Consider the following 23571-nt stretch of genomic DNA (forward strand, 5'->3'; position numbering starts at 1 on the left):
GCCGTAATAACCGCACCTCGTCCCTGAACACGACGATCAAGCTGCCTTTTGCTCTTCGATTTGCGCCAAAGCCGCCACACTAAGTGCGCCTTGGATTGCTTTTTCCGTGGCCTAAGTGCCTCCGGAATTTCACGGACCAACCCGATCGACAGGAGACCGTTACCCACATCAGCCGCGTTCACCCGGACGTGATCGGCCAACTCGAACCGGTGTTCGAAAGGTCGGCCGGCAAGGCCTGGATGCAAGTGTTCGTCGGCGCAGGCTTCCTGCCACTTGCCTGTAACAACCAGCGGGTTGGACTGAAAGGTGATGCCGAGATCTTCCTGCGTGAAACCGTCTACGGCGATCGAGATCCGGTCGCTGTCTTCGCCCATTTTGGGAATGTCGTTAGGCGGCCAGTCGCTGATCGAACCGGCACGCTGGGCATTTACCGGCGGATCCAAAACCAGGTCGAAGTCAATGCTTGATCGGAATTCGGACGCGTCGTCGTAAGTTGTTGCCATAGCCATATCCTCCTTAAGGCAACATAGTACGGAAGCGCCGAACTCGGCTCTTCCGCTAGTGCCAGCCCGTTATCAGCGGCCGGTGACAATCGATTTGGTTTTGCGATTTTCAGGTTCAAGAGGGTTTCCAGGAAAATTTTGTCCTGGTTTTCGCCTATTTTAAAGAATCGGTGATGCTAATTGTGAGGCGGCGCTCAGCGAGGAAGCGGACGTGGGCGACCATCTTTCCCTCGCCGGTGATGATCGTCGCCCCCTGTCGCCGAACTGAGAAAAGGTCGGCGTGACGATTTCTCGGAAGCTAAATCCTCGGTGATGGTGTGGATGGATGGCAACCGCGTTTTTGCCGCCATCAGCAGGTCCAGTTCGACGGACGAGGGCCCGAAGCGCGTGAACAGCTTTAAAGCCGTATCGTCGTCGAGCCCGTACTTGTCCGCGAACTCGGCCAGTGAATACGGCCTGCCGCGGGCAACGCGGCTTCGATGAGAGGTGGTATTTTCGATCATTTCTGCACCTTCCGACAATTGCGGTAGAATGACAAAGCGCCTCGATTGTTCCTGGTAAGCGAGAACGCGACGACCGAAGGATCGCTTGGCTCACTCCGCCGGCGTCGCCGCCAAAGGGAAAGCCGAGTGGGACGTCAGCAGTGTCGCCCCTTCGAGCCGTCATAAGGCCTAGCCATCTCCGGCGAGGTTCGCGCGGGGTCGAAACCGCCGTCTTCACGCAGATCGGCTGCTTGTGTAGCCCGCACTGGGGAGCGCTACTTTTGGTCTTTTGGCGGCCCCAGCTTGAGAGCGCAGCAATCAAAACTCGAAATCCGGCTCGTTGGAGAGCGGTGGCGCGTCTTGACGGTAGTATCGCCTGGCCTGACACCAGTATCCGTGAAGCAATTCGTCAGACAGAGCGATGTCGTCGTCTGGGCAGTGCCCGCGGATTGCATCGTGAGGACTAAAGTCGATGAGCGCGACGCGCGTCAGCGCGGCGAAGTCTTTCTCATTCAGGTTCTTCGATGAGATCTCTAGCAGAAGCACCTCGGGGAGGCTTGAGAGACCGCCCCGTCGTTTCGTTGGCAACTGCCCCGGTCGAGCAACTCGAACCGGTGTAGCAGGCGATAACAGGGTTATCGGCGAAGTCGGCGAGTGCCGCCACGACCAGACTTCCCGGAAGCACTGTCACCTCCGCGCGATTAGCCTCGAGACGACGGCCGGCCAACTCAACTATCCCGGCTCGACTGCGCCCTCGGAACTGGAAGCATACTTCGCCTCGTCAAGTACTCTACGCAAAGCGGAAGGTGAGGCTGTCATCGCAGGGGTAAGTCAGCTTCGCGACCTCTGAGAGGATTTCCTCGAAAGCAGTTCTGGCGTCTGTCATACCCTTACCCGCATGTTCGGTGAGGCCAGCGGCTGGCTACATCTTGGCCGCCCCCTTCGGCTGCATTTTGAAATCTGGATTCGGAGAGCTTGCGGAGGTTCGGAGACTGGCAATAAGCCCAACATCTCTGTTTATGCTGGTTGCCTGTTGCAAAATGTCTTCGCGTTGCGTGGCGGGCCGAACGGCGCTGTCACTACAGGTCAACGGGTTCCGTTCACCAGACCTTTCTGTTGAGAGGGTGCCTGAACAAATTCTGGCCGTGCCTTCAACCGAAGATGAGGCTCCACCATCCGTGCAACGATGCAATGGCGTTGAGACCACAAGCTCCTGCGGCCGCCCACCGCGTGGGATGGATCAGGACAAGGGCTGCCGATAGGAGCGCGACCGCTGACATCGCCGAACTCAACTCAACACCTCCGATTCTTGATCGCTCGGCATAACCCTTGTCTCGGAGAGCAGTTCCGCAATGGCCCGCCCGGTCTTGAACCGTACCAAGTTGGGCGTGGAGCGGTCTTCATTCCCTTTAAGCGGCAAGCGGACCATGCAGCCCCCGATCGAATCTCGGGGAACATGTCTGACGCGCGAAGGTCTCAGGTGGGCAACCGCAGGGGAAATCGCGATGATGAACTCGAATGGCCGCACAGGCAGCCCGGGGCAAGTGACGGAAACAGCAACCGAAGCAAGACAGGGCAGCCGAGGCAAGCCGGTTTTTATCGTGCTTGTCAGCGCGCTGGTTCTCGTGGCGATCGCCTGGAGCGCTTCGGAATTCTGGGCGAAAGCATCGACAAGGACACCCAGACGACGGTGCCAACGAAGCCTGATCCGATCAACGCCCAGCCGTCCGGCCCGCGCGGACATAAAATCGCCGAGGTGCCAGACAACCCCCTCGTTTCCTACCCGCTCGTTCCAGTTCTCGATCAACGCCAGGTCGTGGGCTGTCATGTCGGGGAAGGGGCGTCGGTCGATCTGCAGGACCCGTGGGTCGCCAAAATGGGTGTCGCTCGTGAAATAGATCATCTGCGCAACATGGTGCGTTTCGGCCGCACGCCAAGAAGCCGGTAGCTGCCGACCTTCCTTGCGAAGATCGAGGTTGCCCAGCTTCACCTTGCTCTGGCGAGGTGAAATGATGTCCATCGAGTAGCATGCACTACCGGATGTCTGTTGCAGTTGCAGACGTCGGCCGGCGCACCGCCAGATTTTGGCGGACCGGATCGATGATGACGAGTGCGATCAAAATCGCCAGCGCCGTCCGTACGAAAAGTTGCCTGACGATTTCATGAAATTGTCAACAGCCATCAGAACGAATGACCGAAACCCTCGTCGGAACCTCACCCTTTGGCAGGCGTTGGTTTGCGCAAGGAGGAACTCTTCATGTCTGTCCCCTTCGAACCGATCGTACCACCGCCCTCCGGGCCGCCACCAGTCGACAGCCCGCCCGAACCCGATGGCATACCTCACGATGAGCCGCCTCTCGATCCCGCACCGGACGAGGCTGCGAGGTTCGGCCGACGGATGCCGGCTCTTTGTTCGGCCTCGGCACGTTTCCGGCGAGGCGGTGGGACCTGATCGATGCCGGAACGCAGCGCCGGCCTTCTCGTCTTCCGTCGGATCGAAGGCACCATTCAAATCCTGCTCGTTCATCCAGGCGGCCCGTTTTGGGCGAAAAAGGACGAGGGCGCATGGTCGATCCCAAAAGGTATTATCGAGCCTGGCGAAGACGATCTTGCTGCTGCAATCCGCGAAACCAGGGAGGAGTTGGGAACCGCCGTCAATGGCGCGTTCCTGCCGCTCGGCTCATTTCGCCAGCCCAGCGGCAAGACGATCGTGGCATGGGCCGTCGAGGCGAATCCGCCTCTCGATGTGAACAACATCCAAAGCTCGACCTTCACCATGGAGTGGCCGCCGAAATCGGGACGGTCGGAAGTTTTTCCCGAAGTCGACCGGGCCGGCTGGTTCGATCCGGACGCCGCCGCTCTGAAGATCCTCAAGGGCCAGCGGCCCATGCTTGACGAGCTGGCCGCGCACCTTCGGTAGTCGCCTTCAACGCTCTCGCGTCCGCCGGCATGCGTCAGGCGACCAGCAGCCATGACTTGTTTCCGGCAGATGGCATAGCCATCTCCAGGATATCGCTACAGACATCAGCCGTCACTGTCGGCGCGCCGCACCGGCGCGCGAGGAGATCTTCATGCCTGGAACGTCAAAGACCTTGAACGAGATGACACTGATCGAACGATCGAGCCTGCTCCAGACTGTTGCGGACGCGCTCGAAGCGACTGCTGACGAAGCCGGCGAGGACGGTGACACCCGCTTTTTCCTGAATTCCATGTGTATCGCGAACACCATTCGCGGGATATCCGGTGATCTTGCCCAGCGCGATCTGATTGTCGCCGAACTGCTGCTTGCGCAGGGCATCATGCTCGTTCACCAGTTCTCCAACCGGATGCGCCGCCGCGCCCAACACTGACAAGCATTTCAGCCCGCGTGTAGACCCTCCGCTCAGAGGCGGACACGCTGGCGCTCTCTGTTGCCGGCCGGAAACGTGACCTTCGCCAGTCGGCAAGAATGAAAGCGAAGCGCGTTCGACTATCGCCGACGCTGGCCGTCCTTCGATCGCCTGCGGACTCCTTCTCGCGCGACTTTTAAGATCGTTGCTGCAAGCGCGGTGCTGCGGGAGCGACCGGCAGACACGAAAAGAGCCATTTCGGCGGGGCAGTTCTTGGAACATCGCAGGCGCTTGGACGTTCGATGCGTGGGCCGTGCGGCAACGACGCGCCCCGTCGCTGCTGCCCAGCAGGCGCCGTACGGTCCACTCTCAGTGGTTTCTCGAACTGGCACGCTCCGGCGGGCCGTTTTTTGCTTTTCCGCCAACGTTTGACACTCTGTCTAGGGACGATCTCGACCTCATGCCGTATTGGGAGACATCAGCACGAGGGACCAGGCAAGGCCTTCGACCGGAGGAACGCGTCGGCGAAGTTGGAAAGTTGGAAGAGCGACCGTTAGATCAAAATGTAATCGACCGGGTAACCGGATCTGAAAGCAGCGTTGGTAGAGAGGGTTTCCCTTCGAGATGTTGCATATGATCCTAGAGTTGCAGAATGCCATTCTTGAAATGATAGCTGTAGGGCAACCCCTCTCGGCCACGGCCGAGCAGCTTTGCCTGAGGGTCGAGGAGGCACTGCCGCGTATAACGGCTTCTGTCCTGACATTTGACGGGCGTTGCCTGCACACACTGGCGGCTCCGTCCCTCCCGCCCGAATATTCCGCCGCGATCGACAATCTTGAGGCAGGGTCGCTCGCCGGCTCGTGTGGTGCGGCCGCATATGAGGCAAAGCCAGTGGTCGTGACCGACATCGACAACGATCCACGGTGGAGCAAATTCAGATCTCTGGTTCATCCACTCGGTTTTAAGGCCTGCTGGTCGAGCCCGATTTGGAGCGGCGACCACGTTGTCGGGACGTTCGCCTTCTACTACCGTGAACGTGGCGGCCCCACCGCGCTCGAACAAGAGGTTGTAGACGCTTGTGTTCACCTTTGTTCGATCGCCATCGATCGGGAAGAGCGGGTGCGTGAGCGAGAGCGTCTGACCTATACCGACGCGCTGACCGGCTTGTCCAACCGAGCCCGTTTCGATCAGGTTCTCAAAGAAGAACTTTCCACATCGGCTGGCGGTTGGGGCATCCTGCTGGCAGACATCGACAATCTGAAACTGGTGAACGACACGTTCGGGCATGCCGCCGGCGACGCATTGATCTGCGCGGTTTCGGACCGCATCAACACTGTCGCGGGCACACAACGCACATTCAGGCTCGGTGGGGACGAATTTGCCGTCATCGTTTCCGATGTCGATAACCTCGACCTCAGACATATCGCCAGCGACATCCTTGCCGCTCTGTCATCCCCCTCCTTCTGCGATGGTCATGTCGTTATTCCTGTTGCAACCATCGGCGGCGCGGCGGCAGGGACGGGATCGAGGCCTGATCAGACTCAGCGGAATGCCGATGTGGCTCTTTATCATGCGAAGGAACACCATCGCGGCGATTATGTCGAGTTTAGTCCAGGTTTGCGCACGGCGCTGACACAACGGTTCCGGGCGGTGCGAGATGTAGGGGTCGCCCTGTCTGAGGATCGCATCGATGCGCACTACCAGCCTATCGTTCGTTTGGATACGCGCGAGTTGGTTGGCTTCGAAGCGTTGTGTCGGATGACGACTCCATCAGGTGATATCATCGCTGCCGCACACTTTCATGAAGCGACTAAGGACGCCGGTCTTGCGTCTGAGTTGACTGAGCGCATGTTGATACGGGTCGCAGCCGACATGCGCAATTGGATTGGGCGTGGCCTGCCGCTCCAGCATGTCGGGATAAACCTGTCCGCCGCCGATTTTCGGGGCGGCAATCTGCGGGAGAGGCTGTGCCGGGTCTTCGGCGAAGCCAGGGTGCCTCTCGCCCACGTGATCCTGGAGGTGACGGAATCTGTCTATCTTGGCCAAAGGGACCAAGTGGTGGCCGACGAGATCAAGGCACTGCGAGCGGAAGGTTTGAAGGTTGCGCTCGACGATTTCGGAACGGGTTACGCCTCCCTGACCCACCTTTTGACCGTGCCTGTCGACATCATCAAGATCGATAAATCCTTCATTCACCGGATGGTGCCGGGAGATGCGGGCGTGCCTATCATCCGAGGCCTGATGGGCATTGCCTCCGACCTTGGTATCCGGGTGGTTTCGGAGGGTATCGAGACGGAGGCTCAGGCTGATCAGCTTCGCAGGCTTGGGTGCAAGCTCGGACAGGGGTACTTGTTTTGGAAAGCGATGGATCGCGAAAGAGCGGCCGATATGCTTGCCGCGCACGGACAGCGCGTGCCGGAGCGATCAGGCTCGGCGAAAGCTTCATGAGCTTGCGACCCTGGATCGTACACCTGCGTGGCGCACCTGATAGGGCAGCCATTTTATCTCGGTGCCAATACTGTCATTTTGAAGGACTGGGGATGCGTAGAAGAATTCAGGTCAATCAACTCAAGGTTGGAATGTTCATCGAAGACGTCGAGGTTGGCGGAGCGGAAACCGCCTCTCCGTTCAGGCCTTTTCTGGTGTCCTCAGCCCACGACCTCCAAACGATCATGTCGCGACATGTCATGAGCGTCGTCATCGATATCGAGAAAGGTACCGACGTAGACCGGTCTGCGCCACCGTCGATGGCTAAGGACCAGGCAAGTTTCAACGCCATGCTGCTGACCGTGTTTTCTGTGAAGCAGATCGATCGCGCGCGCCGCTCGATCGGGGAAATCGGTCCGCATCTCCAACAGGTGCTTGCCGATGCCCGCTTCCGTCAAAGTTTCGCAAACGATGCGGCAGGATCGGCGGTAGAACGGATCATGGCGGCGACGTTCGAAAACGCCGGGGCGGTTATCGCCGTTGCCAAGCTGAAGGAAAAGGACGAGGTGACGTTCCTCCATTCGCTGGCGGTGAGTGCCCTCATGGTCACGTTCGGGCGCAACCTTGGTCATGGCGAAGAAGAGGTCCGGCTGCTCGGCCTCGGTGGAATCGTGCATGATCTCGGCAAGGTCGCTCTTCCCGAAAAAATTCTCACGAAATCGGGCAAGTTGACCAGCGAAGAAATGGCGCTCGTTCGCGAACATCCGCAACGCGGCTACGAGATGGTGTCAAAAGTCGGCCAAGTGCCGCCGCCCGTGCTCGACATCTGCCGCTATCATCATGAGAGATATGACGGCTCAGGTTATCCCGGCCGGCTTTCTGGGACGAAGATCCCATATGTCGCCCGGCTTGCTGCCATCTGTGACGTCTACGAGGCTCTCACCACAATCAGGCCCTACAAACGGGCCTTCTCCCAGGCCGAGGCAATCAGCATGATGATGACCTCTCCCGGCCACTTCGACAGTCAACTGCTCTCTGCATTTGTTTCGAAAATGGTGATCAGCGGAACGCTTCATTGAATGGGCGCTGACCGATCCTGATGGTGAAACGCGGGGAAGGGAGGGCCGCATAGCAAATACGCCAGCTGCCGCAGTTGATGAACGCGTTGGCCCGACGAACAGAGGCGTCGCATCCCCGGGGCTCAAGGTAGAAAAGCCTCGCCCTGGGGCGAGGCTGACCGTGATGAAATCTTGGGAGGCAGTATGATGATGGCGTACCGCGCGTTGGTTGCGTCAAGCTTGTGGAACCCATGCGCCGTTCGGCGGTTATGCCCTTGTTCAACCAACCGGGGGTTCCCAATGAAAAGCACTTCTGTAATCACAGCCACCCTTTGCATGATGCTCATGCTGTCCGCCTGCGGCAACACGATCCGGGGCATGGGTCAAGACACCGCAAACACCGTGAATGCCACGCAGAATGCTGGCCATCGCGTTGGCAACGCGGCTGCTCGCTGAGCATCCATAGGGACTACCACGTCGGCGCGACGGATGTGGTGGTGCCGAAAGAGAAGACCAAGCGGTGTGCGCGTCTAGGAAGCTGGAGGCGGTGCTATCGCCCCAGCATCGGTATGTCGTTCTGGCCGAGACGAAAAGCGACGGTGGTCTCCCTGGGACGCCGTTTTCCCCAGCTCTCTTTGGCCGGTGACGCCAAAGGGATATTGGTGGTTTCTTGGCTCGGGCTTGCGCTTGGGAGCCACGCAGGTACCTGAGAATGACGACTAGGCGCCACTGGCGGCCCAACCGCCAACTTCAAGCCATCCAGTGGCAAAACCACGCCCATTCATTCCCCGGCGGATGTCGGTGGTTTGATCTGTGGGAGGAGACTGTCCAGCTATCCGAAGATCCGGAGGCCGGCTTCCGCTCCGCTGGTTCAACTTGATGAGTTGTCCTGAACGCGCCGGTTACTCCACACATTCGACCAGTTGTCTCGTGCCTCCCAGCAGCTTCGCATAAAGGAGGCTGCCGTGACTGAGGAAGAATATTGCCGATTACAAGGTAAGCATTGAGGCCGGCGAGAGCGGGAGGAACAAGGGGTCGAAATGACGCTCAAATTTTTTTTGACGACCTCTTGAATCCGAAAATCGCCGAAACCAGATTTTTTTGGCCGGTCGCCAATAGGGGCCGGAAGAACCGGAGACGCTGGTTTCCGCGTCTCTATCCATCTCGCTTTACGAAGGATTTGGTCATGAGAAACGAATTTGACTTCGCACCGCTCTATCGGTCCAGCATCGGTTTCGACCGTGTCTTCAACCTTCTCAACAATGCACAGTCGCGCCTGCAGACCATCGATACGTGGCCGCCTTACGACATCGTCAAGACCGGCGAAGACGGCTACCGCATACAGATGGCTGTCGCAGGCTTCGGCGATGGGGACCTCGACATCACGCAGGAGCGTAACGTGCTTGTGGTGAAGGGGCAGAAGGCCGACGAAAAAGGCGGCGAGTACCTGCATCGTGGAATTGCCGGGCGCGCCTTTGAACGCCGTTTTGAGCTGGCCGATCACGTCAAGGTCGAAAATGCCTTGCTGATGAACGGCCTCTTGAGCATCGAACTCAAGAGGGAAATTCCGGAGGCAATGAAGCCGCGGAAGATCGAAATCGGTCTTGGAAGCGCAGCCCAGGTCCCGCTGCAAATCGACGCTGAAAAGCAGGTCGCCTGATCAAAGCGGGAGTGCCATCCCTGGATGGCACTCCCACGGACACCGCGCTCGCTTGGGACAATGCTATGCCGCTCGGGCGGGTACGCTTTCGGACTTGCCCCTGCTGAGGGAACTTTGCGAGCCGGGCTCTGTTCACATCCGGAACGTCATCTTCACGGCCATACCGACGTTCCCGTCGCCCTTAAGCGCCTACCGTTGCCTGCTGCTTTGCTCGTCGCCCTGTCTGCTTGTGCTGTCGCTTGTACTGCGGGACCCGACGCAACTGGGAATATCATTTGATAGCGATCTCTTTGGCCCTCAATCCGGCCTTCAGCCTGTCAATTATATCATGGCGTGTTTCAGTCCATTCCCCGGTTGCCGCCCAATATTCGATCTTCAACGTTGTCCTGTCTGCCGATAAGTCATCAGAATAGACCCGGGGGTTTGGTTCGCGGCGAACGCGCTTGTCGGAGGCTACAATGTCGAGGAGCGTCTGTTTTGCAAGATGGACATCGGCATCGTTGCCGACTGCGATGGAAAGCTCCTGGCGACGTTCCGGTTCGCGGCTATGATTAATGATCGGCGTATTCCATAACGTGGAATTTGGCGCGAGCAGGTAAAGCCCGTCTGCCGTCCGCAGTTCGGTCGCAAACAGGCCCACCTCGATGATTTTGCCCCTGATGCTGGAGGTCTCGATGTACTCACCCACCCGAAAAGGGCGAAGGACGAGAAGCATGATGCCTGCCGCGATGTTCTGCAACGTTCCCTGAAGCGCGAGTCCGATTGCAAGCCCGGCGGCGCCGAGGGCGGCAACGATTGAAGCTGTCTGAACGCCGAACTGCCCGAGGACCATGACGAAGACAAGGATCAGGAGACCGTAGTGCAGGACGTTTTCAAAGAATCGCGCGAGCGTCTCGTCAATTCCGTGAATCCGCGACAAGCCCTTATAAGCCCATCGGCTGACAAGGCCCGACAGGATCCATCCGCCAACAAGAAGCACGACGGCGCCGGCGAGCGAGAGGCCATAGTGGATGGCCAACGCGCCGAGCTGCGCAAGCGCGGTCGGAGTGGCAGCGATCGATTCAGCGGTATTTTCCATGATGGTTATCCATTATTTCTTCGCTCTCGCTTCACAATCAACAAGGCTATCAGCGACGATGCTCCAGGTTCGGCGAGTTGGTGTGTCGATGCTGGCTGGGCGAGAGTTGTGAGAAAAACCCATCGCGACGGTGCGCATGAGCCTCTGGCGCGGACGGGAACTGCGCGCCGCATGAAACGGCGCCGCGGGCATGTTGTTCCGCGAAGGCGAGCATCATCGACGTTGAAGGTCGACCGCGCGATGCCGCCGTAAGCCACTTGCCGTTCCTACTCAGCCCACAGTGCGACAAACGGCAGGTCATCGCGGACGTCGATCTTGATGGGGTCTTGGTCCTCGAACCGTCGCCCGTCCAGACATTCCGATAGTGCGGTGGGCAAGTCGTGGCGGAAGCCGGATACCGGATAGTCCGATGCGATACGCAGGTTGGGGTGGGCCGTGGTTGAGCGCGTCGAAGACCTGCCGAGGGCAATGACAATCAGAGCGCCCTCGTTGTTCGAGCGCGCGAAGGCGACGAGGTTGTCGCGTCGGTCCGCCGCGATCTCGAGCGGTAAATAGTCTCCTGCGATCGCCACCGAAGCGTTCGCCGCGTGATGCAACAAACGCCCGAAACTACACCACCCGATCTTAGCTCAAAGCATGTTCTATGCGATCCGCATGGTTCCTCGGCACCGTCCTATCGAGCCGCTCTGTCGCTGCAATCTCGCCGACTGTCAGGCCCGTCGCAATCGCGAGATCTTCAAGACTGTAACCTTTGGCAAGGCGAGCCGCACGGCGGCGTTCCGCTGGCGTCATATTCGACATCATGATTTGGTCCATCTTTATCTCCAGTTTTTTGCCGGGTAAGGAATGGCGAGAGACGCAACATGGTGCGTGTCACATCCAACCGTCACGTTGCGATCGGCGGCCAGTCGAAGGGCGCGCAACTTCTCGTTCTTCTCATTGCGCCGACGACGTTCTTCTTCGGTCGCCTCAGCCGCTACCCTGTGTGTATGCTCGAATGCCGCCGTGCGCTGTTGCACAGTCAGGGTCTTCCCGAGCCTGCTTACCATGACAATCATCCTCAAGGGTTTTCTTACATATGGTAGAATGGCGAACTGCTTCAACGTATTGGGAGATCCTGTCTGCTAGCGTACCCGCACATTGCTGGCGCTTTTTTGATGCGGCGCAGGTTGGGAAGGGCATCGTCAAAAACCGCAGGTTCAACGCGCACAACTGACGCCCTTAAAGCGACGGGCAGCGCGTGCGATGGCCTCGCACTTGAACGCCATGAGCGACGTTCAGCCGGGGACGATGCCCACGACGTAGTGGGTCAAGCATGCGCCACCAATCCGCACGAAGTGACCGATTCAAAAGGACCTAAAGCCTCCCGCACGCCATTCCACAGGCTTTTGCCATTCTTATTTCATTCCCCGTCCCATCGCGAGATGACGTGGTTTGACAATGCTGACTGAGCGCTTCACCTGACCTTGAAATGCGATCACGTGTTTTGCCCGCCGCTGCCGAGCTTTGCGAAGGCAAGAGGGAAAGAGTGCCCGAGCGGATCGTTCAAGCTCAGAAATCACTGACGCGTGGAACAATCTGCCATGACGCGGCGTATAGGTCCGATCAAAAAGTGCGCCAATCACGGCACCGGCAAGGACGGAGCAACATCATGCCAGCTAAGACAAATGGAACCGCCACTCTCATCTCGGACGGCGCAAAACTAGGCGAGCCTGTACCGCGGGCCGTTGTAGACACGAACTCGGCATCGGTTGGCATCCCACCGCAGCCGGAGGCCAATGCCAAGGAACAGATAGGCGCCCTTTATAAGCAATTGGACGCCCTTCGCCAGCAGGTCTCGGACACCGCCAGCAAGATCAAAGGAGGGGTTCGTCAGGCGGGGCGACAAACTGAAGCCGGCGTGAAGCTCTATCCCGTCTCCGGTCTCATGACTGTAGCCGCAATTGCCGGTGCGGTCGCTCTCGTCATTGCTGGTCTGCGGTCGGCCCCGCCACGGTCGCGTTACGGGCGCATGCTGGACGAAATTGGCACTCTCTACGGCAAGCTTCGCGATCGCAGCTAGTCAGATTTCGTTGTTGCCGAAGAGCCGGAGTCGGTGCCCTTTTTTAAAGAACGGGGGCGTGATGGTGCTCGAAGCCCATCGCATCATCGGTGAGGCCAGGCCGAGCGCTCGATCGAAACCGGCTCCGTCGATATGCCAACATCAGCCCCGGGGGCCTTGTGGTTGTCGCCCCCGGTCAAAGATCCTGCATCAGCTTGGTGACGTTTTCGCCCTCGAATGGTATGTCGCGACCGTGGGCACGGATTCGCAGCACGATCCTAAGGCGGACAGGGTCCAATCGTCTCAGGTAATCCACCGCATCCCGCATCGTCGCGAAGGTCTTTTCTTCGACGGAAAACCCATCTCGTAGAACTGTAACAGTGGTTTCGCTCTCGCCGTAAATGGCGAAGGTCTCTCTGGCGCTGAAGTTTTCGCTCATCTCATCTGCTCCACCTGGAGGCAAGCCAGCCAGAGCCGCATCGAAAACTGCGCCTGGATGCTCCAATTCCCCGGGGGCGTCTCAGACCATCAATCGTCGGAACGAGGATATGGCCGCATACCAGCCGCTTTCATCCTTGCCTCACCGATATTGTGAGCCGGAACATCCGGATGAAGAAATTAGCGTCTGGACGATTTCGACTTTGCAATTCACGTTCTGCTTCTGCAGCATCGTGTCTGTCTTCGCATACGTGGTGCAGGCGATTTCGGGTTGTGGATTGCATAGACGTAATACCTCATGGAAACCTCCGTCCCAAGAGTTCGCTGGCTCAGCCTTCCTAGGCGTAAAAAAGCCAGATAAGCAAGGGCAATCATCAACCCGATGATGAAATGGTCAGCACGAATTTGATCATGCCCTTACTGGCTTTTCCTTCCGTGTCCTTCATGGTGATAAGAACATGAAATGGGCTCCGAAGTTCCCGCCCACCTCGAGGCACGTGCCAGATGTTGATGCATTGAGCCCGATCCCCCGGCGCGGTCGGGTTGGGGCCCGACTTGCCTGAGGAGGCCAGCAGGGTAAGGGCGACTGTCGTTCGGCATGTTGTGCCCGCGAAGACGATTTGGAGATTTGAATAGAACTCAAGGGTTCCGACAGCGCCGGGCGTTCGACGAATTGAAAAGGTCGCATGCAAGAGGGCAAGGTGATTAAGTCCTTGGGGAAAGGTGCCCAGGTCCATTCCGGTCGCCGGATCGATCTGCTCGTTGAGGATGCCAAAATTGTTTCCAAGAGGGCCAAGAAGGGCCTCCAACATTCCTTCGCTTGCGGGACGTCGCCCAAGCACGCATAGGCTTCGACGAGCCAACAGGAGCAGGCAACGAAGGCGCCTCCCTTAGCCCGGCTGTACCGATAGACGAAAGCGCCGACCGCGATTCGCGTTCTATGGCTGACCGCGTCTTGAGCAATCGTTGATCGTGCTCGAAACCGAACCGCGTCGTGAGGAGAAGGGCGGCATCGAGATCTTCGCACCTGGCATACATGGTGTAGGCTTGTTTTTTTGGACCGGCAATTCTGATCGATCCATTCACGGATCCGCTCGCTTTCGCATTGCCAGCGCTCACCGTCACCATTGATATGGCCGTTGCTTGCAAGGCTTGCCGCCTGCCGAAGGGAACCGATTTCCATCCTGGAGGTTGAGTCGCAGCCGCTACACAGGAGGTTTTTATGAGCGACGAACGACGCCCGATCCCGCCGTACCCGAAGCAACAGCAGGATCCGCCCGGCAAGACCGCGCAAATGCAGCCTATTCCTGACCATGGGGAGAAGACATACCGGGGAAACGGCAGGTTGACAGGCAAGGTGGCTCTCATCACCGGCGCCGACTCCGGAATCGGGAAGGCCGTCGCGATCGCTTTCGCTCGCGAAGGCGCTGACATTCTCATCTCGTTTCTTGATGAAACCGACGACGCGGAGGACACGGTTCGGTGGGTGGAAGATGCAGGCCGAAAGGCCGTGGCCGTACCGGGCGATATCACTGCTGAGGGCCATTGCAAGGATTTGGTTCAGAGGGCGGTTCAAGAGCTTGGTGGCGTCGACATTCTCGTCAATAACGCTGCCTTCCAGCGAACTTATGCGGACATTTCCGACATTCCGGGTGAAGAGTGGGATAGAACGTTCCGCACCAACATCTATGCGCCTTTCTTCCTGTCGAAGGCGGCGATTCCGCATATGCGGCCCGGCAGCTCAATTATCAATACGACGTCCATCCAGTCGCGTCAGCCCTCGCCCCAGCTGCTCGCCTACGCGTCGACGAAGGGCGCTGTGTCGAATTTTACGGCTGGGCTTGCAGAAATGGTCGCCGACAAGGGCATCCGCGTCAACGCGGTGGCGCCCGGACCTATTTGGACGCCCCTTATTCCCTCGACAATGTCCGCAGAGAAGGCTGCCAAGTTCGGGCAGCAGACTTTGATCGGCCGAGCCGGGCAACCGGCCGAGCTCGCGGGCGCCTACGTACTACTGGCCTCCGACCTCGGAAGTTTCATGACCGGCGCAATCGTTCCGGTCACCGGCGGCGAGATCATGATTTAAGGCTGGGTGCAGCGCGTCTGTTCGCAAAATCACAGTCGCTCTTAAGGCGCAATGCGCTGCATTCCCGTCGCCGAATTCGGTGGCGTCGGTTCGGTTTTTTTCTCGTCCATCCTTGGCGGCGGGAACCTCCCCGTGCGCAGGAACATGCAGCCGGCCGCTACTGCCCGAAAAGCAAGACGCCTCGCCGGCAAAACATCGGCGATCCGGCATAGGGACCCATTCAACGGGTCAACGAACTCGGCTGACGTCGAGGCGGCGACCACCAGGCGGCCGAAGGCTTCGCACAGGTCAGAAACGTTCAACAGCAAACCCTTTGGGGAAACCGCCGTCGTCCGCAAGGTTATGATCGGTAGCCAGGACTACCGCTTCAAGCGATTCCCACGCAGGAGGCGAATGACCCCGTAGTCAAGGCGACCAACGTCGATATCCGACGGTTCCCGATCAGCGGCATGGCAAGGCGGAACCAATTGCTCCTGTGGGTGTTAAAACCCCGATCGGCGGCAGGCATTTCAACGAGCGGAATCTGTCGGGCGGTCACATAGTTCAACGTACCGGGGGAAATCTCATGGAAGACGCAGGAATCGGCTGGATCGCCGCAATCATTATCGGCGGTATCGCGGGATGGCTGGCAGAGATGCTCATGAAAAGTAACATGGGCGTTCTGATGAACGTTCTGCTCGGGATCGTCGGAGCGATCGTCGCGAACTTCCTTCTCTCGCTTTTCGGCATCGTCCTTGGCGGATGGCTTGGCTATCTCATCGCCGGCTTTATCGGGGCCTGCATTCTCATCGCGCTCGCCCGCATGGTAAGGCGAACCGCCTGATCGAGGGCTAGGCTCAGCGGTTTCACAGGAACAGGCGGTGTACGACCCGACCGTCGTCGTGAAGATTTCGCACATAGGGCCGACTTGGCAAAAGGAGGGCGACGAGCCCCCTTGGCACTCAACTGCGCTGAAGACTCGAAGTGTGGCTTGACCGCGGGTCAGCGGGGAGCCGACGATGTTGCCGGATACGTTTCGGGGAGGTCTGGCGGGCCGGACATGGCTCTTAACCCGCCCAGGGACTCTCAACCCCGTCGGCGTAATCCACGCTGTTGTGAAGAGCGCTGGCATGTCCACGACAAGCTTTCCTTCGCTCGGTTCTTCAGCGTTGTGCTTGGCCTCCAACCCACCAGCTACCGCGGCTCACAGCTCGGACAGCCTCCTATCGTTCGATTGTGCCGTTGCGTCTGATCTTTCTCTGCAGGAGGAGAATGCCGTACAGCAGAGCTTCAGCGGTCGGAGGACAGCCGGGAACGTAGATGTCGACGGGCACGACGCGGTCGCAGCCTCGCACCACGGCAAGGCCGGCGCCATTTTGTTGCAGAGTGTGCCGGCGACGATCATCAGATCCGATTGCCTGGGACTCGCGCGCGGTGCCACGCCAAAACGCTCGACATCGTAACGGGGCATCGACATTTGCATCATCTCGATGGCGCAGCAGGCAAGCCCGAAGGTCATCCACATCAGCGAGCCAGTGCGTGCCCAGGTGATGAGTTCATCGGTGCTGGTGACGAAAAAACCCTTGTCGGCGAGCTCAGCATTGATCATCCCCATCGTCGGATCATCATAGCGGCTTTCACCGGGAGATTGGAATTTAGCCGGGTGTGGTTGGGCTTGTTCTCGTCCGTCTGACATGGCCTCCTCCTGGTTGAACCCAAACAACGTGCGTCGAGAGTTCCCGCGCTTGATCAGGAGGGTCAAATGTGAGCGATTGGCTTCGTTGGAGGACCGTTTGCGGACGAGGAAAGTCCAAACGCGCGCCATTCCGCTGCTGGTTCACGATGTCGGCTGCCGCCGTCCAACCTCGCAGCGCTCTCTTCGCCATCTGTTGCGGGAAGTCGCCCTTGGCGCCACGCCACTTCGAATGGTCATTGGAAAGCATGGAGCAAGCCCATCATCCGTCACAGGCTTGCTCATGGATTGATGCTGGCGGTGTCAAGAACTGGCCGCCTCTAAATCCAATGGGCTCAACAGGCTTTGCCGGCGCCCGACTGAGCGGAGCTGTCCGGCGCAGGATTGCCGGTGCCGGTTCCCGCGGCGCGCTGGCAGTCATTCGTGTCGCCACCGGATGCACCGGAATTGCTGGAGCTGTCCGAGGGGTTGCCGGCGTCGGCGCCCGAGCCAGTGGAACCGCCACCACCCTTATTCCCGTTCATGTTGCTGCCGCCTGTCCCATTGGTACCCGAGTTTCCGCCGCTGGTGCCGGATGTATTGCTACCCGACGACGTGCCGCTGCCCGAATTCCCTCCGCCGGAGCTTCCAGAGCTTCCGGACGACTGGGCCATCGCAGAAGTCGCAAGCGCGAGCGCGAGCGCCGATGTTGCCAGGATCTTCATGATCATGAGTATTGCCTTTCAGGTTGGATCGTCTTTGCATTGCGCTAACCCCAAGCAGTTACCATTGTTCCAGCAGGGAAAGTTCGACTCCGCCAATGTCTGGGAACGTACCAAGAGCGCCGAATTAGGACAGGCGCTACCGAGAGCTAACCATTGAGCCGGTCGGCCTAGCCTTCCCAGGCGGCCCAGCTGCAATCATGGCGGATGTGGGCCGATATCTGTACTGACCCAAGAGACATCATCGCCCAGGCTTCGGCGTCCCGATGAATTCGCCTCTAGTCGTCGCCGAAAATGTCGGGGCGGTATTGGCGGTCGACGATTGCAAGACTACGATCAGGGCGAATGATGTAGGTTTCCTCCACCTGTCTGCCCCATTGGTCCGTAAAGTCATGGGGGAAAGTCGAGCCAACAGGCGATTTGGTCAGCTTGGTGTGGGGCTGTCCGTTATACGTGATGCTGCCGGATATCGGTGCGATCCCTGGACCGTCAAAATTCGCCGCGGTACAACCCGCAAGCAGACTGAAACAGAGGACCCTCAAAATAACGTTTTTCATTCGAAATGTTCCCTTGATCGGCGCCGGCTAGGGCTCATTAGCGTGGCGACCACCGTCAACGTCAAGCGCGCGTCTTGCGCGCAGTTCTCGCCGCACCGCAAACGTCAAGCCAGCGCTGGAATTCCCCAAGTGATCATCCACCGGCAAGATAGGCGTGATGGGGGTCTGCCGTAGATAAGTCGCCTAGAGAAGACTTTAGTCCACGCAGTTCCACACAGGCCCGTTCATCCCTGTGCAAGCCTTTCGCAATTAATTTCCCTTGCTTTTCCCCGTTAGTTCGCTGGCCTGTGCCTGTGCTGCGGGCAACTTTTCATCCGTACCCTGACGATCCGGGGCAACAATAGGGGCGGTGGGAGCGCGGGAAACATACAAGCCGCCAACAAAGGCGAGGGCCGCAACGACGAAGGCACCAACGATTGCACCTAGCGATCGTTTTGGATCCTGCGTGATCATACCGAAAGCCAACGCGAGCCCCAGGAGCGCCGCGCCGCCAGCCACGACAAAAAGCCATATAAAGTTCATGTAGATTTGCTCCGATTTGTCATGCGCTCAAACCCCGTTGTATCGTTGTTGTTCCCGGGGTGGCCGGCTCTGAGCATTTCGGGGCCAATTGGATCCTTCATCTCCGAAACCGGCAGCGCCCCGGCACTCAATTGCCATCGTGCGAGAAGGCCCCGCAACGAGCGTTATCGCCGAACGCTTCCACGAGCCTCCCTTATCGGCATGAGCAGAGGGCTGGTGTGCACCGGAAAAGCGGGAGAAGACCTTAGCGAGCTAAACATGAGGCGGTCGACGCTTGCCGCCGGAACCATTCGCACCACCAGGTCCTTTGCCGCCGAAACAAATGTCCCACCGGCGCCCAGCCTGCGCTGTCGTTATCGGCAGACCGGAACTAAGCCCTCGTCAAAGGGTTGGGGATGTTCAACCAACCTGCGGGATGATGGCGTGTCGGGACCACCCTGCATGGGCGTTTCTTAAAGGAGCCGCCTGTAGGCTAGGAGGGGTCGTGGGCGCCAGCGTGATCATGTTCATGGATCAGCGAATGGTCCGAGCCCTCGTGCCCGATTCGGCACTTCCTGAGAATGGGGTTAGAGCCAGTGTATTTTCGCGGCCCCGTTTCAAGCGCGAGCGAAGCGCGAAGACACGCCGCGGCCGTGCGGCTTGGGGATCCACAGAAAGGCTTGCCCGGCATCATGACCGAACAGAATTGAGGGCGGGACGTACGACCGGCCGCGGCGCGAGCAGCGAGACTTGCTTCTAGCGACAATTCTTGTCTGTTGCATTCAAGATCAAAGCGGATAGGCGCTTGTGAGATCCCATGGGTACAATGACTAAAATGATTTTAAGCCTGTCCGGCGTCAGAAAATCCTACATCACGGCCGAAGGCCCGGTGGAGATATTGAAGGGGGCAGATCTCAACGTTTCTGCGGGCGAAACCGTGGCGCTCACGGGGGAATCGGGGAGCGGCAAGAGTACCCTCTTGCACTTGGCGGGCGGGCTTGATCGGGTGGATGCGGGATCTGTCATCATGGACGGACAAGACATAGGCGCTTTCCGGGACGTCCAGAGGGCGAACTACCGCCGGACGAAGGTCGGCCTCGTCTTTCAGCAATTCAACCTCATCCCGTCGCTAAGCGTTGCCGCCAACATTTCCTTTCATGCCAAACTTGCTGACCGATACGACCCTCAATGGGAGAAACACCTCATCGCCCAGCTGGGGCTCCAGGATTATATAGCGCGATATCCCGAGCAATTGTCCGGCGGTCAGCAGCAGCGCGTTGCAATCGGGCGCACGCTTGCGGCCCGGCCGCTCCTCATCCTCGCCGACGAGCCGACCGGCAATCTGGACGAAGCGACGGGTGATTCCGTCCTGGACCTGATGCTGACGCTCGCCAAAACTGCCGGGTCCGCGCTGCTTTTCGTCACTCACTCATCAAAACTGGCAAATCGTTTAGATCGGAAGGTGATGCTCCGCGGCGGAAGGATTGCCGAATGAGCCTGTCCGCCTTTCTGGCACTATCGTCTCATTGGCGCCGCAAGCCTCTCCAGCTCCTGACCCTGGTACTCGGCATTGCTCTTGCTACGGCACTATGGTCTGGTGTGCAGGCGATCAATGCCGAAGCGCGCGCGAGTTATGCCCGCGCGGCCTCGGTGCTGGAGCAGGGCGGGCTCCGGCAGATCGTGGCACGCGATGGAAAGGGAATTCCTCTCCAAACCTATAGCCGCCTGCGACAGGCCGGATGGGACGTCTCGCCTGTCATCGAAGGATCGATCAAGGTCGGACCTGCACGGCTGCGGCTCGTTGGCATCGAGCCCCTGACCATGCCGAAAGACCAGCATGGTTTCTCGATCGCCATCAACTCCAACCTGAGCAACTTCGTGTCGGGCAGGGAACTCATCGTTGCGGCGGCGACCGCAGAAAGGCTGCGCGGCGCCACGGACATGAGCATTACCATCTCGGATGAAATTCCAGAAGATGCAGCTTTCGTGGATATTTCCGCGGCGGAAAAACTGCTGGACATGCAGGGAAGGATCAGCCGTCTGGTCGTTGCTCGTGACCAACTACCTGATCTGGAGCCTCTCGGAAAAATCGCGCCGGAAGTCACGCTGCGCCAGAACGACCATCCGAACGCCGCAAGGTTGACCGACAGCTTCCATCTCAACCTCACAGCCTTCGGGTTTCTGTCCTTCATTGTTGGACTGTTCATCGTCTACTCGGCTACCGGACTGTCATTCGAGCAGAGGCGCGGGACATTTCGAACGGTGCGCTCCCTGGGGGTCTCGTTGCGGGCGCTGACTGTCATGCTGGTCATAGAGCTCGGGGTTCTGGCCCTCCTGTCAGGAGTGATCGGCATTGTGCTTGGCTACTTTGTTGCGTCGGCCTTGATGCCGGGCGTCGCTGCCACGTTGAGAGGTCTTTTCGGTGCGTCAGTCTCGGGATCGCTTTCGCTACGGGCGGACTGGTGGCTCGCAGGACTGGGGGTTGCTCTTGCCGGTACCGCCATTTCCTCGGCGCAAAGCCTGTGGCGAGTGTGGAGACTGCCCCTGTTGGCGGCTGCCCAGCCAAGGGCATGGGCGAGGTCGTCTGCACGTGGGTTGGTGCATCAGGCCGTTGCCGGTGGCCTGTTGCTCATTTTGGCGATCCTGCTTGCTCTTGCTGGATCCGGTCTCCTCGCGGGCTTTGCGATCCTTGGCTGCCTTTTGCTTGCAGCGGCCTTGATGCTCCCACCTCTCCTCGCTCTTGCTCTTGTGGCCGCAGAGGGTGCATCGCGCGGCGCCCTCGTCCAATGGTTCTGGGCCGATACCAGACTGCAACTGCCAGGCCTTTCTCTCGCTTTGATGGCGCTGCTTCTGGCGCTGTCCGCCAATATCGGGGTCGGAACAATGGTGTCTAGCTTCAGGCTTACCTTTGTGGGCTGGCTCGATCAGAGACTGGCCGCCGAGCTTTACGTGACCGCAAGAGATGAAGAAGAAGCCAGGCGGCTGCGCGCGTGGCTGCCGCAGCGTTCGAAGGCTGTCTTGCCAATCTGGAGCACTGAAGGCGAAGTATCAGGCGAGGACTTACAGATTTATGGGGTCGCGGATGATCCGACCTACAGGGACTATTGGCCCCTGATTTCCGCCGATGCCGACGCCTGGGACCGGGTCGCAGCCGGACAGGGAGCGCTCATCAACGAGCAGATGTGGCGGGCGGGATTGGCAAGGGTGGGCCAGACCGTCACTCTGACGGGTGGGTGGAACGTGTCGATCGTCGGGGTCTACTCCGATTACGGCAATCCGAAGGGACAAGTGATGGTCGGGATAAATGCGCTGGTGGATCACTATCCCGACATATCGAAACTTCGCTACGGCATACGGGTTGAGCCCGCCCAGGCACAAGATCTCAAGCGCGGGCTCATTAACGAGTTCGGCCTACCGGAAAATGCGGTCGTCGACCAGGCGGCTCTCAAACAGCAGTCGTTGGCGATTTTCGAGCAAACTTTCAAAGTAACCGGCGCGTTGAACGTACTGACGCTTGCGGTCGCTGGATTTGCGATGTTTTCGAGCTTGCTGACGCTCTCGGGCATCAGGCTTCCTCAACTGGCGCCCCTTTGGGCACTTGGTGTGCGACGGCGTGACTTGGCGTTTTATGAGGTTCTCCGGACGCTCGCGCTGTGGATTGCGACTTTCGTTGCCGCAATACCCGTCGGTCTGGCACTCGCCTGGGTCCTGCTAGCAATTGTTAACGTCGAGGCGTTCGGATGGCGATTGCCAATGATTCTCTTTCCGTCCGATTGGCTTTGGCTTGGGGCTATTGCGCTTGCCGCTGCACTCTTGTCCGTTCTGGTGCCTGTCCAACGCCTGGCAACGATCGATCCGGCGGACCTGCTGAGGATTTTCACCTATGAACGCTAGGATCGTTCTCACCGTCCTCGGCGCATTGGCTGTGGCCAGCTTGCCGCAAAGTGCCCCCTCGCAGGGATTTGCAGGGCTCGGTTCGGATGCCCAGGGTTTTGCAGTGCCTCAACGCGGACGCATAATCTCCCTTCCTTCCGATCATGGCCCGCATCCAGACTACAGGATCGAGTGGTGGTATGTGACGGCCAACCTGCTGGATGATGATGGAAAGCAGTATGGTGCGCAGTGGACCCTGTTTCGATCGGCTATGGAGCCGGGAAACCGAAATGGATTTTCGGACCCGCAAATCTGGATGGGTCACGCTGCCCTGACGTCAGAGAGCCGCCATTATGTGGCAGAGCGCCTCGCCCGGGGCGGCGTTGGACAGGCAAATGTCACGGCCGCCCCATTCCGTGCCTGGATCGACGACTGGGAAATGAGGGGTACGGCTGTCCCAGGTGCCGACGCGCTCGCAAACATATCGTTAAGCGCGGCAGGCATTGATTTCGGCTATACGCTCAATCTTGAGACGAGCAAGCCAGTGGTTCTTCAAGGCGACCGTGGATATTCCGTAAAATCTGCCAAGGGACAGGCGAGCTACTATTATTCTCAGCCGTTTTATCTGGTCTCGGGCACAATCAATATCGGTGGCGCCGACGTGCATGTTAGCGGAAAAGCGTGGCTCGACAGAGAGTGGTCGTCCCAACCACTCTCTTCCGATCAGACGGGGTGGGACTGGTTTTCATTGCATCTGGAAGGCGGTGAGAAGGTGATGGCGTTCCGCCTCCGCGACGACAGAGATGGGTTCATCTCCGCGACGTGGATTTCGCCCGACGGTCAAACCGTTCCCCTCTCTGGCGACGCGGTCAAGCTCGAGCCGGTTCGACATGCGAGCGTGAACGGCCGACAAGTTCCGGTCGCGTGGCATGTCCAGATTCATGAAAAGTCACTTGATATAACAACCGAACCCCTCAACGACCAATCGTGGATGTCGACCACAACGCCTTATTGGGAGGGGCCGATTGCATTCTCGGGGACTTCGTCAGGGGTTGGATATCTGGAAATGACGGGCTACTGAAGAACGGTGCTTGTCAACACGAACGCGCACCGACCGTCGATGCGCGTCACCCGGGCGCCGATGCAGGTGCCGCCTCTTCTCCCG

At 58.9% G+C, this 23571-nt stretch carries 23 protein-coding genes and 2 pseudogenes; 12 read left to right on the forward strand and 13 right to left on the reverse strand.

Going from position 1 to position 23571, the window contains the following annotated elements:
- Positions 1 to 36: 36 nt before the first annotated feature.
- The 3 genes and pseudogenes from AC1DUP_RS29005 to AC1DUP_RS29015 form a co-directional block, all read right to left on the reverse strand.
- Positions 37 to 503: pseudogene (locus AC1DUP_RS29005) on the reverse strand (Hsp20 family protein).
- Between the two features lie 194 nt (positions 504 to 697).
- Positions 698 to 1006: a hypothetical protein gene (locus tag AC1DUP_RS29010; RefSeq protein WP_113509353.1), complete on the reverse strand. Its 309-nt coding sequence runs from the start codon at positions 1004 to 1006 to the stop codon at positions 698 to 700.
- A 1267-nt stretch (positions 1007 to 2273) separates the two neighbouring features.
- On the reverse strand, positions 2274 to 2888 hold the full coding sequence (locus tag AC1DUP_RS29015) for a hypothetical protein (protein WP_477836200.1): 615 nt from the start codon (positions 2886 to 2888) through the stop codon (positions 2274 to 2276).
- A 552-nt stretch (positions 2889 to 3440) separates the two neighbouring features.
- Here AC1DUP_RS29015 and AC1DUP_RS29020 point away from each other — a divergent pair.
- From AC1DUP_RS29020 to AC1DUP_RS29045, 6 genes are all read left to right on the forward strand, one after another.
- Positions 3441 to 3905, forward strand: a complete 465-nt coding sequence (locus AC1DUP_RS29020) for an NUDIX domain-containing protein (protein WP_113296281.1) — start codon at positions 3441 to 3443, stop codon at positions 3903 to 3905.
- A gap of 151 nt (positions 3906 to 4056) precedes the next feature.
- A complete protein-coding gene (locus AC1DUP_RS29025) occupies positions 4057 to 4335 on the forward strand; it encodes a hypothetical protein (RefSeq protein WP_477836146.1) in 279 nt (92 codons plus the stop codon).
- A gap of 612 nt (positions 4336 to 4947) precedes the next feature.
- Complete coding sequence (locus AC1DUP_RS29030; protein WP_113509380.1) at positions 4948 to 6762, forward strand: EAL domain-containing protein; 1815 nt, start codon at positions 4948 to 4950, stop codon at positions 6760 to 6762.
- Positions 6759 to 7820: an HD-GYP domain-containing protein gene (locus AC1DUP_RS29035; RefSeq protein WP_477836148.1), complete on the forward strand. Its 1062-nt coding sequence runs from the start codon at positions 6759 to 6761 to the stop codon at positions 7818 to 7820. The genes AC1DUP_RS29030 and AC1DUP_RS29035 overlap by 4 nt, the downstream gene beginning before the upstream one ends.
- Positions 7821 to 8099: 279 nt before the next feature.
- Entirely contained in the window at positions 8100 to 8255 is a 156-nt protein-coding gene (locus tag AC1DUP_RS29040) for an entericidin domain-containing protein (protein ID WP_113296284.1), read from the forward strand.
- A gap of 730 nt (positions 8256 to 8985) precedes the next feature.
- Positions 8986 to 9459 (forward strand): Hsp20 family protein, encoded by a 474-nt coding sequence (locus AC1DUP_RS29045; RefSeq protein WP_113296285.1) that lies wholly within the window; start codon positions 8986 to 8988, stop codon positions 9457 to 9459.
- Between the two features lie 271 nt (positions 9460 to 9730).
- On the opposite strand, the gene AC1DUP_RS29050 is transcribed toward AC1DUP_RS29045, so the two are convergent.
- The 3 genes from AC1DUP_RS29050 to AC1DUP_RS29060 form a co-directional block, all read right to left on the reverse strand.
- The gene (locus AC1DUP_RS29050) at positions 9731 to 10540 is read right to left on the reverse strand and encodes a mechanosensitive ion channel family protein (RefSeq protein ID WP_477836202.1); all 810 of its coding nucleotides are present in this window, start codon (positions 10538 to 10540) and stop codon (positions 9731 to 9733) included.
- Between the two features lie 263 nt (positions 10541 to 10803).
- Positions 10804 to 11109, reverse strand: coding sequence for a hypothetical protein (locus tag AC1DUP_RS29055; protein ID WP_477836151.1), 306 nt, complete (start codon positions 11107 to 11109; stop codon positions 10804 to 10806).
- 52 nt (positions 11110 to 11161) lie between these two features.
- Entirely contained in the window at positions 11162 to 11353 is a 192-nt protein-coding gene (locus AC1DUP_RS29060; RefSeq protein ID WP_113296287.1) for an XRE family transcriptional regulator, read from the reverse strand.
- An 835-nt stretch (positions 11354 to 12188) separates the two neighbouring features.
- Between AC1DUP_RS29060 and AC1DUP_RS29065 the strand changes: the two genes are divergently transcribed.
- Positions 12189 to 12599, forward strand: a complete 411-nt coding sequence (locus AC1DUP_RS29065; RefSeq protein ID WP_113296289.1) for a hypothetical protein — start codon at positions 12189 to 12191, stop codon at positions 12597 to 12599.
- Positions 12600 to 12774: 175 nt separating this feature from the next.
- On the opposite strand, the gene AC1DUP_RS29070 is transcribed toward AC1DUP_RS29065, so the two are convergent.
- Both AC1DUP_RS29070 and AC1DUP_RS29075 read right to left on the reverse strand, forming a co-directional pair.
- Positions 12775 to 13017 (reverse strand): hypothetical protein, encoded by a 243-nt coding sequence (locus tag AC1DUP_RS29070; RefSeq protein ID WP_477836153.1) that lies wholly within the window; start codon positions 13015 to 13017, stop codon positions 12775 to 12777.
- Positions 13018 to 13390: 373 nt separating this feature from the next.
- A complete protein-coding gene (locus AC1DUP_RS29075; protein WP_477836155.1) occupies positions 13391 to 13828 on the reverse strand; it encodes a hypothetical protein in 438 nt (145 codons plus the stop codon).
- Between the two features lie 410 nt (positions 13829 to 14238).
- Between AC1DUP_RS29075 and AC1DUP_RS29080 the strand changes: the two genes are divergently transcribed.
- Complete coding sequence (locus AC1DUP_RS29080; RefSeq protein ID WP_477836157.1) at positions 14239 to 15102, forward strand: SDR family oxidoreductase; 864 nt, start codon at positions 14239 to 14241, stop codon at positions 15100 to 15102.
- A 41-nt stretch (positions 15103 to 15143) separates the two neighbouring features.
- Here the strand turns inward: AC1DUP_RS29080 and AC1DUP_RS29085 are convergent, their stop codons facing one another.
- The gene (locus AC1DUP_RS29085) at positions 15144 to 15404 is read right to left on the reverse strand and encodes a hypothetical protein (RefSeq protein ID WP_162765503.1); all 261 of its coding nucleotides are present in this window, start codon (positions 15402 to 15404) and stop codon (positions 15144 to 15146) included.
- Positions 15405 to 15667: 263 nt separating this feature from the next.
- On the opposite strand from AC1DUP_RS29085, the gene AC1DUP_RS29090 reads away from it, so the two are divergent.
- On the forward strand, positions 15668 to 15925 hold the full coding sequence (locus AC1DUP_RS29090) for a GlsB/YeaQ/YmgE family stress response membrane protein (protein ID WP_113296293.1): 258 nt from the start codon (positions 15668 to 15670) through the stop codon (positions 15923 to 15925).
- A gap of 379 nt (positions 15926 to 16304) precedes the next feature.
- Here the strand turns inward: AC1DUP_RS29090 and nuoB are convergent.
- From nuoB to AC1DUP_RS29110, 4 genes and pseudogenes are all read right to left on the reverse strand, one after another.
- Positions 16305 to 16777 (reverse strand): annotated as a pseudogene (nuoB, locus tag AC1DUP_RS29095) (NADH-quinone oxidoreductase subunit NuoB).
- Between the two features lie 332 nt (positions 16778 to 17109).
- Positions 17110 to 17484: an oxidoreductase gene (locus AC1DUP_RS29100; RefSeq protein WP_113509357.1), complete on the reverse strand. Its 375-nt coding sequence runs from the start codon at positions 17482 to 17484 to the stop codon at positions 17110 to 17112.
- Positions 17485 to 17753: 269 nt separating this feature from the next.
- Complete coding sequence (locus AC1DUP_RS29105) at positions 17754 to 18032, reverse strand: hypothetical protein (protein WP_113308622.1); 279 nt, start codon at positions 18030 to 18032, stop codon at positions 17754 to 17756.
- Positions 18033 to 18281: 249 nt separating this feature from the next.
- Positions 18282 to 18554 (reverse strand): hypothetical protein, encoded by a 273-nt coding sequence (locus tag AC1DUP_RS29110; RefSeq protein WP_113509359.1) that lies wholly within the window; start codon positions 18552 to 18554, stop codon positions 18282 to 18284.
- An 814-nt stretch (positions 18555 to 19368) separates the two neighbouring features.
- On the opposite strand from AC1DUP_RS29110, the gene AC1DUP_RS29115 reads away from it, so the two are divergent.
- Genes AC1DUP_RS29115 through AC1DUP_RS29125 form a run of 3 tightly spaced genes read left to right on the forward strand, consistent with a single transcriptional unit; the run spans position 19369 to position 23487 of the window.
- The gene (locus AC1DUP_RS29115) at positions 19369 to 20028 is read left to right on the forward strand and encodes an ABC transporter ATP-binding protein (RefSeq protein ID WP_113296311.1); all 660 of its coding nucleotides are present in this window, start codon (positions 19369 to 19371) and stop codon (positions 20026 to 20028) included.
- A complete protein-coding gene (locus AC1DUP_RS29120; protein WP_477836160.1) occupies positions 20025 to 22427 on the forward strand; it encodes an ABC transporter permease in 2403 nt (800 codons plus the stop codon). The genes AC1DUP_RS29115 and AC1DUP_RS29120 overlap by 4 nt, the downstream gene beginning before the upstream one ends.
- Positions 22417 to 23487 carry a lipocalin-like domain-containing protein gene (locus AC1DUP_RS29125; protein WP_477836162.1) on the forward strand — a complete coding sequence of 357 codons (1071 nt, stop codon included), beginning with the start codon at positions 22417 to 22419 and terminating at the stop codon, positions 23485 to 23487. Before AC1DUP_RS29120 ends, AC1DUP_RS29125 begins: the two co-directional genes overlap by 11 nt.
- The last annotated feature ends 84 nt before the right edge of the window (positions 23488 to 23571 follow it).

It is taken from the genome of Rhizobium sp. 01L419 (genome assembly GCF_056400025.1).

Excerpts from the sequence above, each read along its gene's own strand:
- AC1DUP_RS29100 (WP_113509357.1), bottom strand. The coding sequence starts at position 17,484 with ATGATCATGAAGATCCTGGCAACATCGGCGCTCGCGCTCGCGCTTGCG.
- AC1DUP_RS29075 (WP_477836155.1), bottom strand. The coding sequence starts at position 13,828 with ATGTTGGAGGCCCTTCTTGGCCCTCTTGGAAACAATTTTGGCATCCTC.
- AC1DUP_RS29030 (WP_113509380.1), top strand. The coding sequence starts at position 4,948 with ATGATCCTAGAGTTGCAGAATGCCATTCTTGAAATGATAGCTGTAGGG.
- AC1DUP_RS29040 (WP_113296284.1), top strand. The coding sequence starts at position 8,100 with ATGAAAAGCACTTCTGTAATCACAGCCACCCTTTGCATGATGCTCATG.
- AC1DUP_RS29035 (WP_477836148.1), top strand. The coding sequence starts at position 6,759 with ATGAGCTTGCGACCCTGGATCGTACACCTGCGTGGCGCACCTGATAGG.
- AC1DUP_RS29045 (WP_113296285.1), top strand. The coding sequence starts at position 8,986 with ATGAGAAACGAATTTGACTTCGCACCGCTCTATCGGTCCAGCATCGGT.
- AC1DUP_RS29125 (WP_477836162.1), top strand. The coding sequence starts at position 22,417 with ATGAACGCTAGGATCGTTCTCACCGTCCTCGGCGCATTGGCTGTGGCC.
- AC1DUP_RS29105 (WP_113308622.1), bottom strand. The coding sequence starts at position 18,032 with ATGAAAAACGTTATTTTGAGGGTCCTCTGTTTCAGTCTGCTTGCGGGT.
- AC1DUP_RS29110 (WP_113509359.1), bottom strand. The coding sequence starts at position 18,554 with ATGAACTTTATATGGCTTTTTGTCGTGGCTGGCGGCGCGGCGCTCCTG.
- AC1DUP_RS29120 (WP_477836160.1), top strand. The coding sequence starts at position 20,025 with ATGAGCCTGTCCGCCTTTCTGGCACTATCGTCTCATTGGCGCCGCAAG.
- AC1DUP_RS29025 (WP_477836146.1), top strand. The coding sequence starts at position 4,057 with ATGCCTGGAACGTCAAAGACCTTGAACGAGATGACACTGATCGAACGA.
- AC1DUP_RS29020 (WP_113296281.1), top strand. The coding sequence starts at position 3,441 with ATGCCGGAACGCAGCGCCGGCCTTCTCGTCTTCCGTCGGATCGAAGGC.
- AC1DUP_RS29115 (WP_113296311.1), top strand. The coding sequence starts at position 19,369 with ATGATTTTAAGCCTGTCCGGCGTCAGAAAATCCTACATCACGGCCGAA.
- AC1DUP_RS29060 (WP_113296287.1), bottom strand. The coding sequence starts at position 11,353 with ATGGACCAAATCATGATGTCGAATATGACGCCAGCGGAACGCCGCCGT.
- AC1DUP_RS29015 (WP_477836200.1), bottom strand. The coding sequence starts at position 2,888 with ATGATCTATTTCACGAGCGACACCCATTTTGGCGACCCACGGGTCCTG.
- AC1DUP_RS29090 (WP_113296293.1), top strand. The coding sequence starts at position 15,668 with ATGGAAGACGCAGGAATCGGCTGGATCGCCGCAATCATTATCGGCGGT.
- AC1DUP_RS29070 (WP_477836153.1), bottom strand. The coding sequence starts at position 13,017 with ATGAGCGAAAACTTCAGCGCCAGAGAGACCTTCGCCATTTACGGCGAG.
- AC1DUP_RS29010 (WP_113509353.1), bottom strand. The coding sequence starts at position 1,006 with ATGATCGAAAATACCACCTCTCATCGAAGCCGCGTTGCCCGCGGCAGG.
- AC1DUP_RS29065 (WP_113296289.1), top strand. The coding sequence starts at position 12,189 with ATGCCAGCTAAGACAAATGGAACCGCCACTCTCATCTCGGACGGCGCA.
- AC1DUP_RS29080 (WP_477836157.1), top strand. The coding sequence starts at position 14,239 with ATGAGCGACGAACGACGCCCGATCCCGCCGTACCCGAAGCAACAGCAG.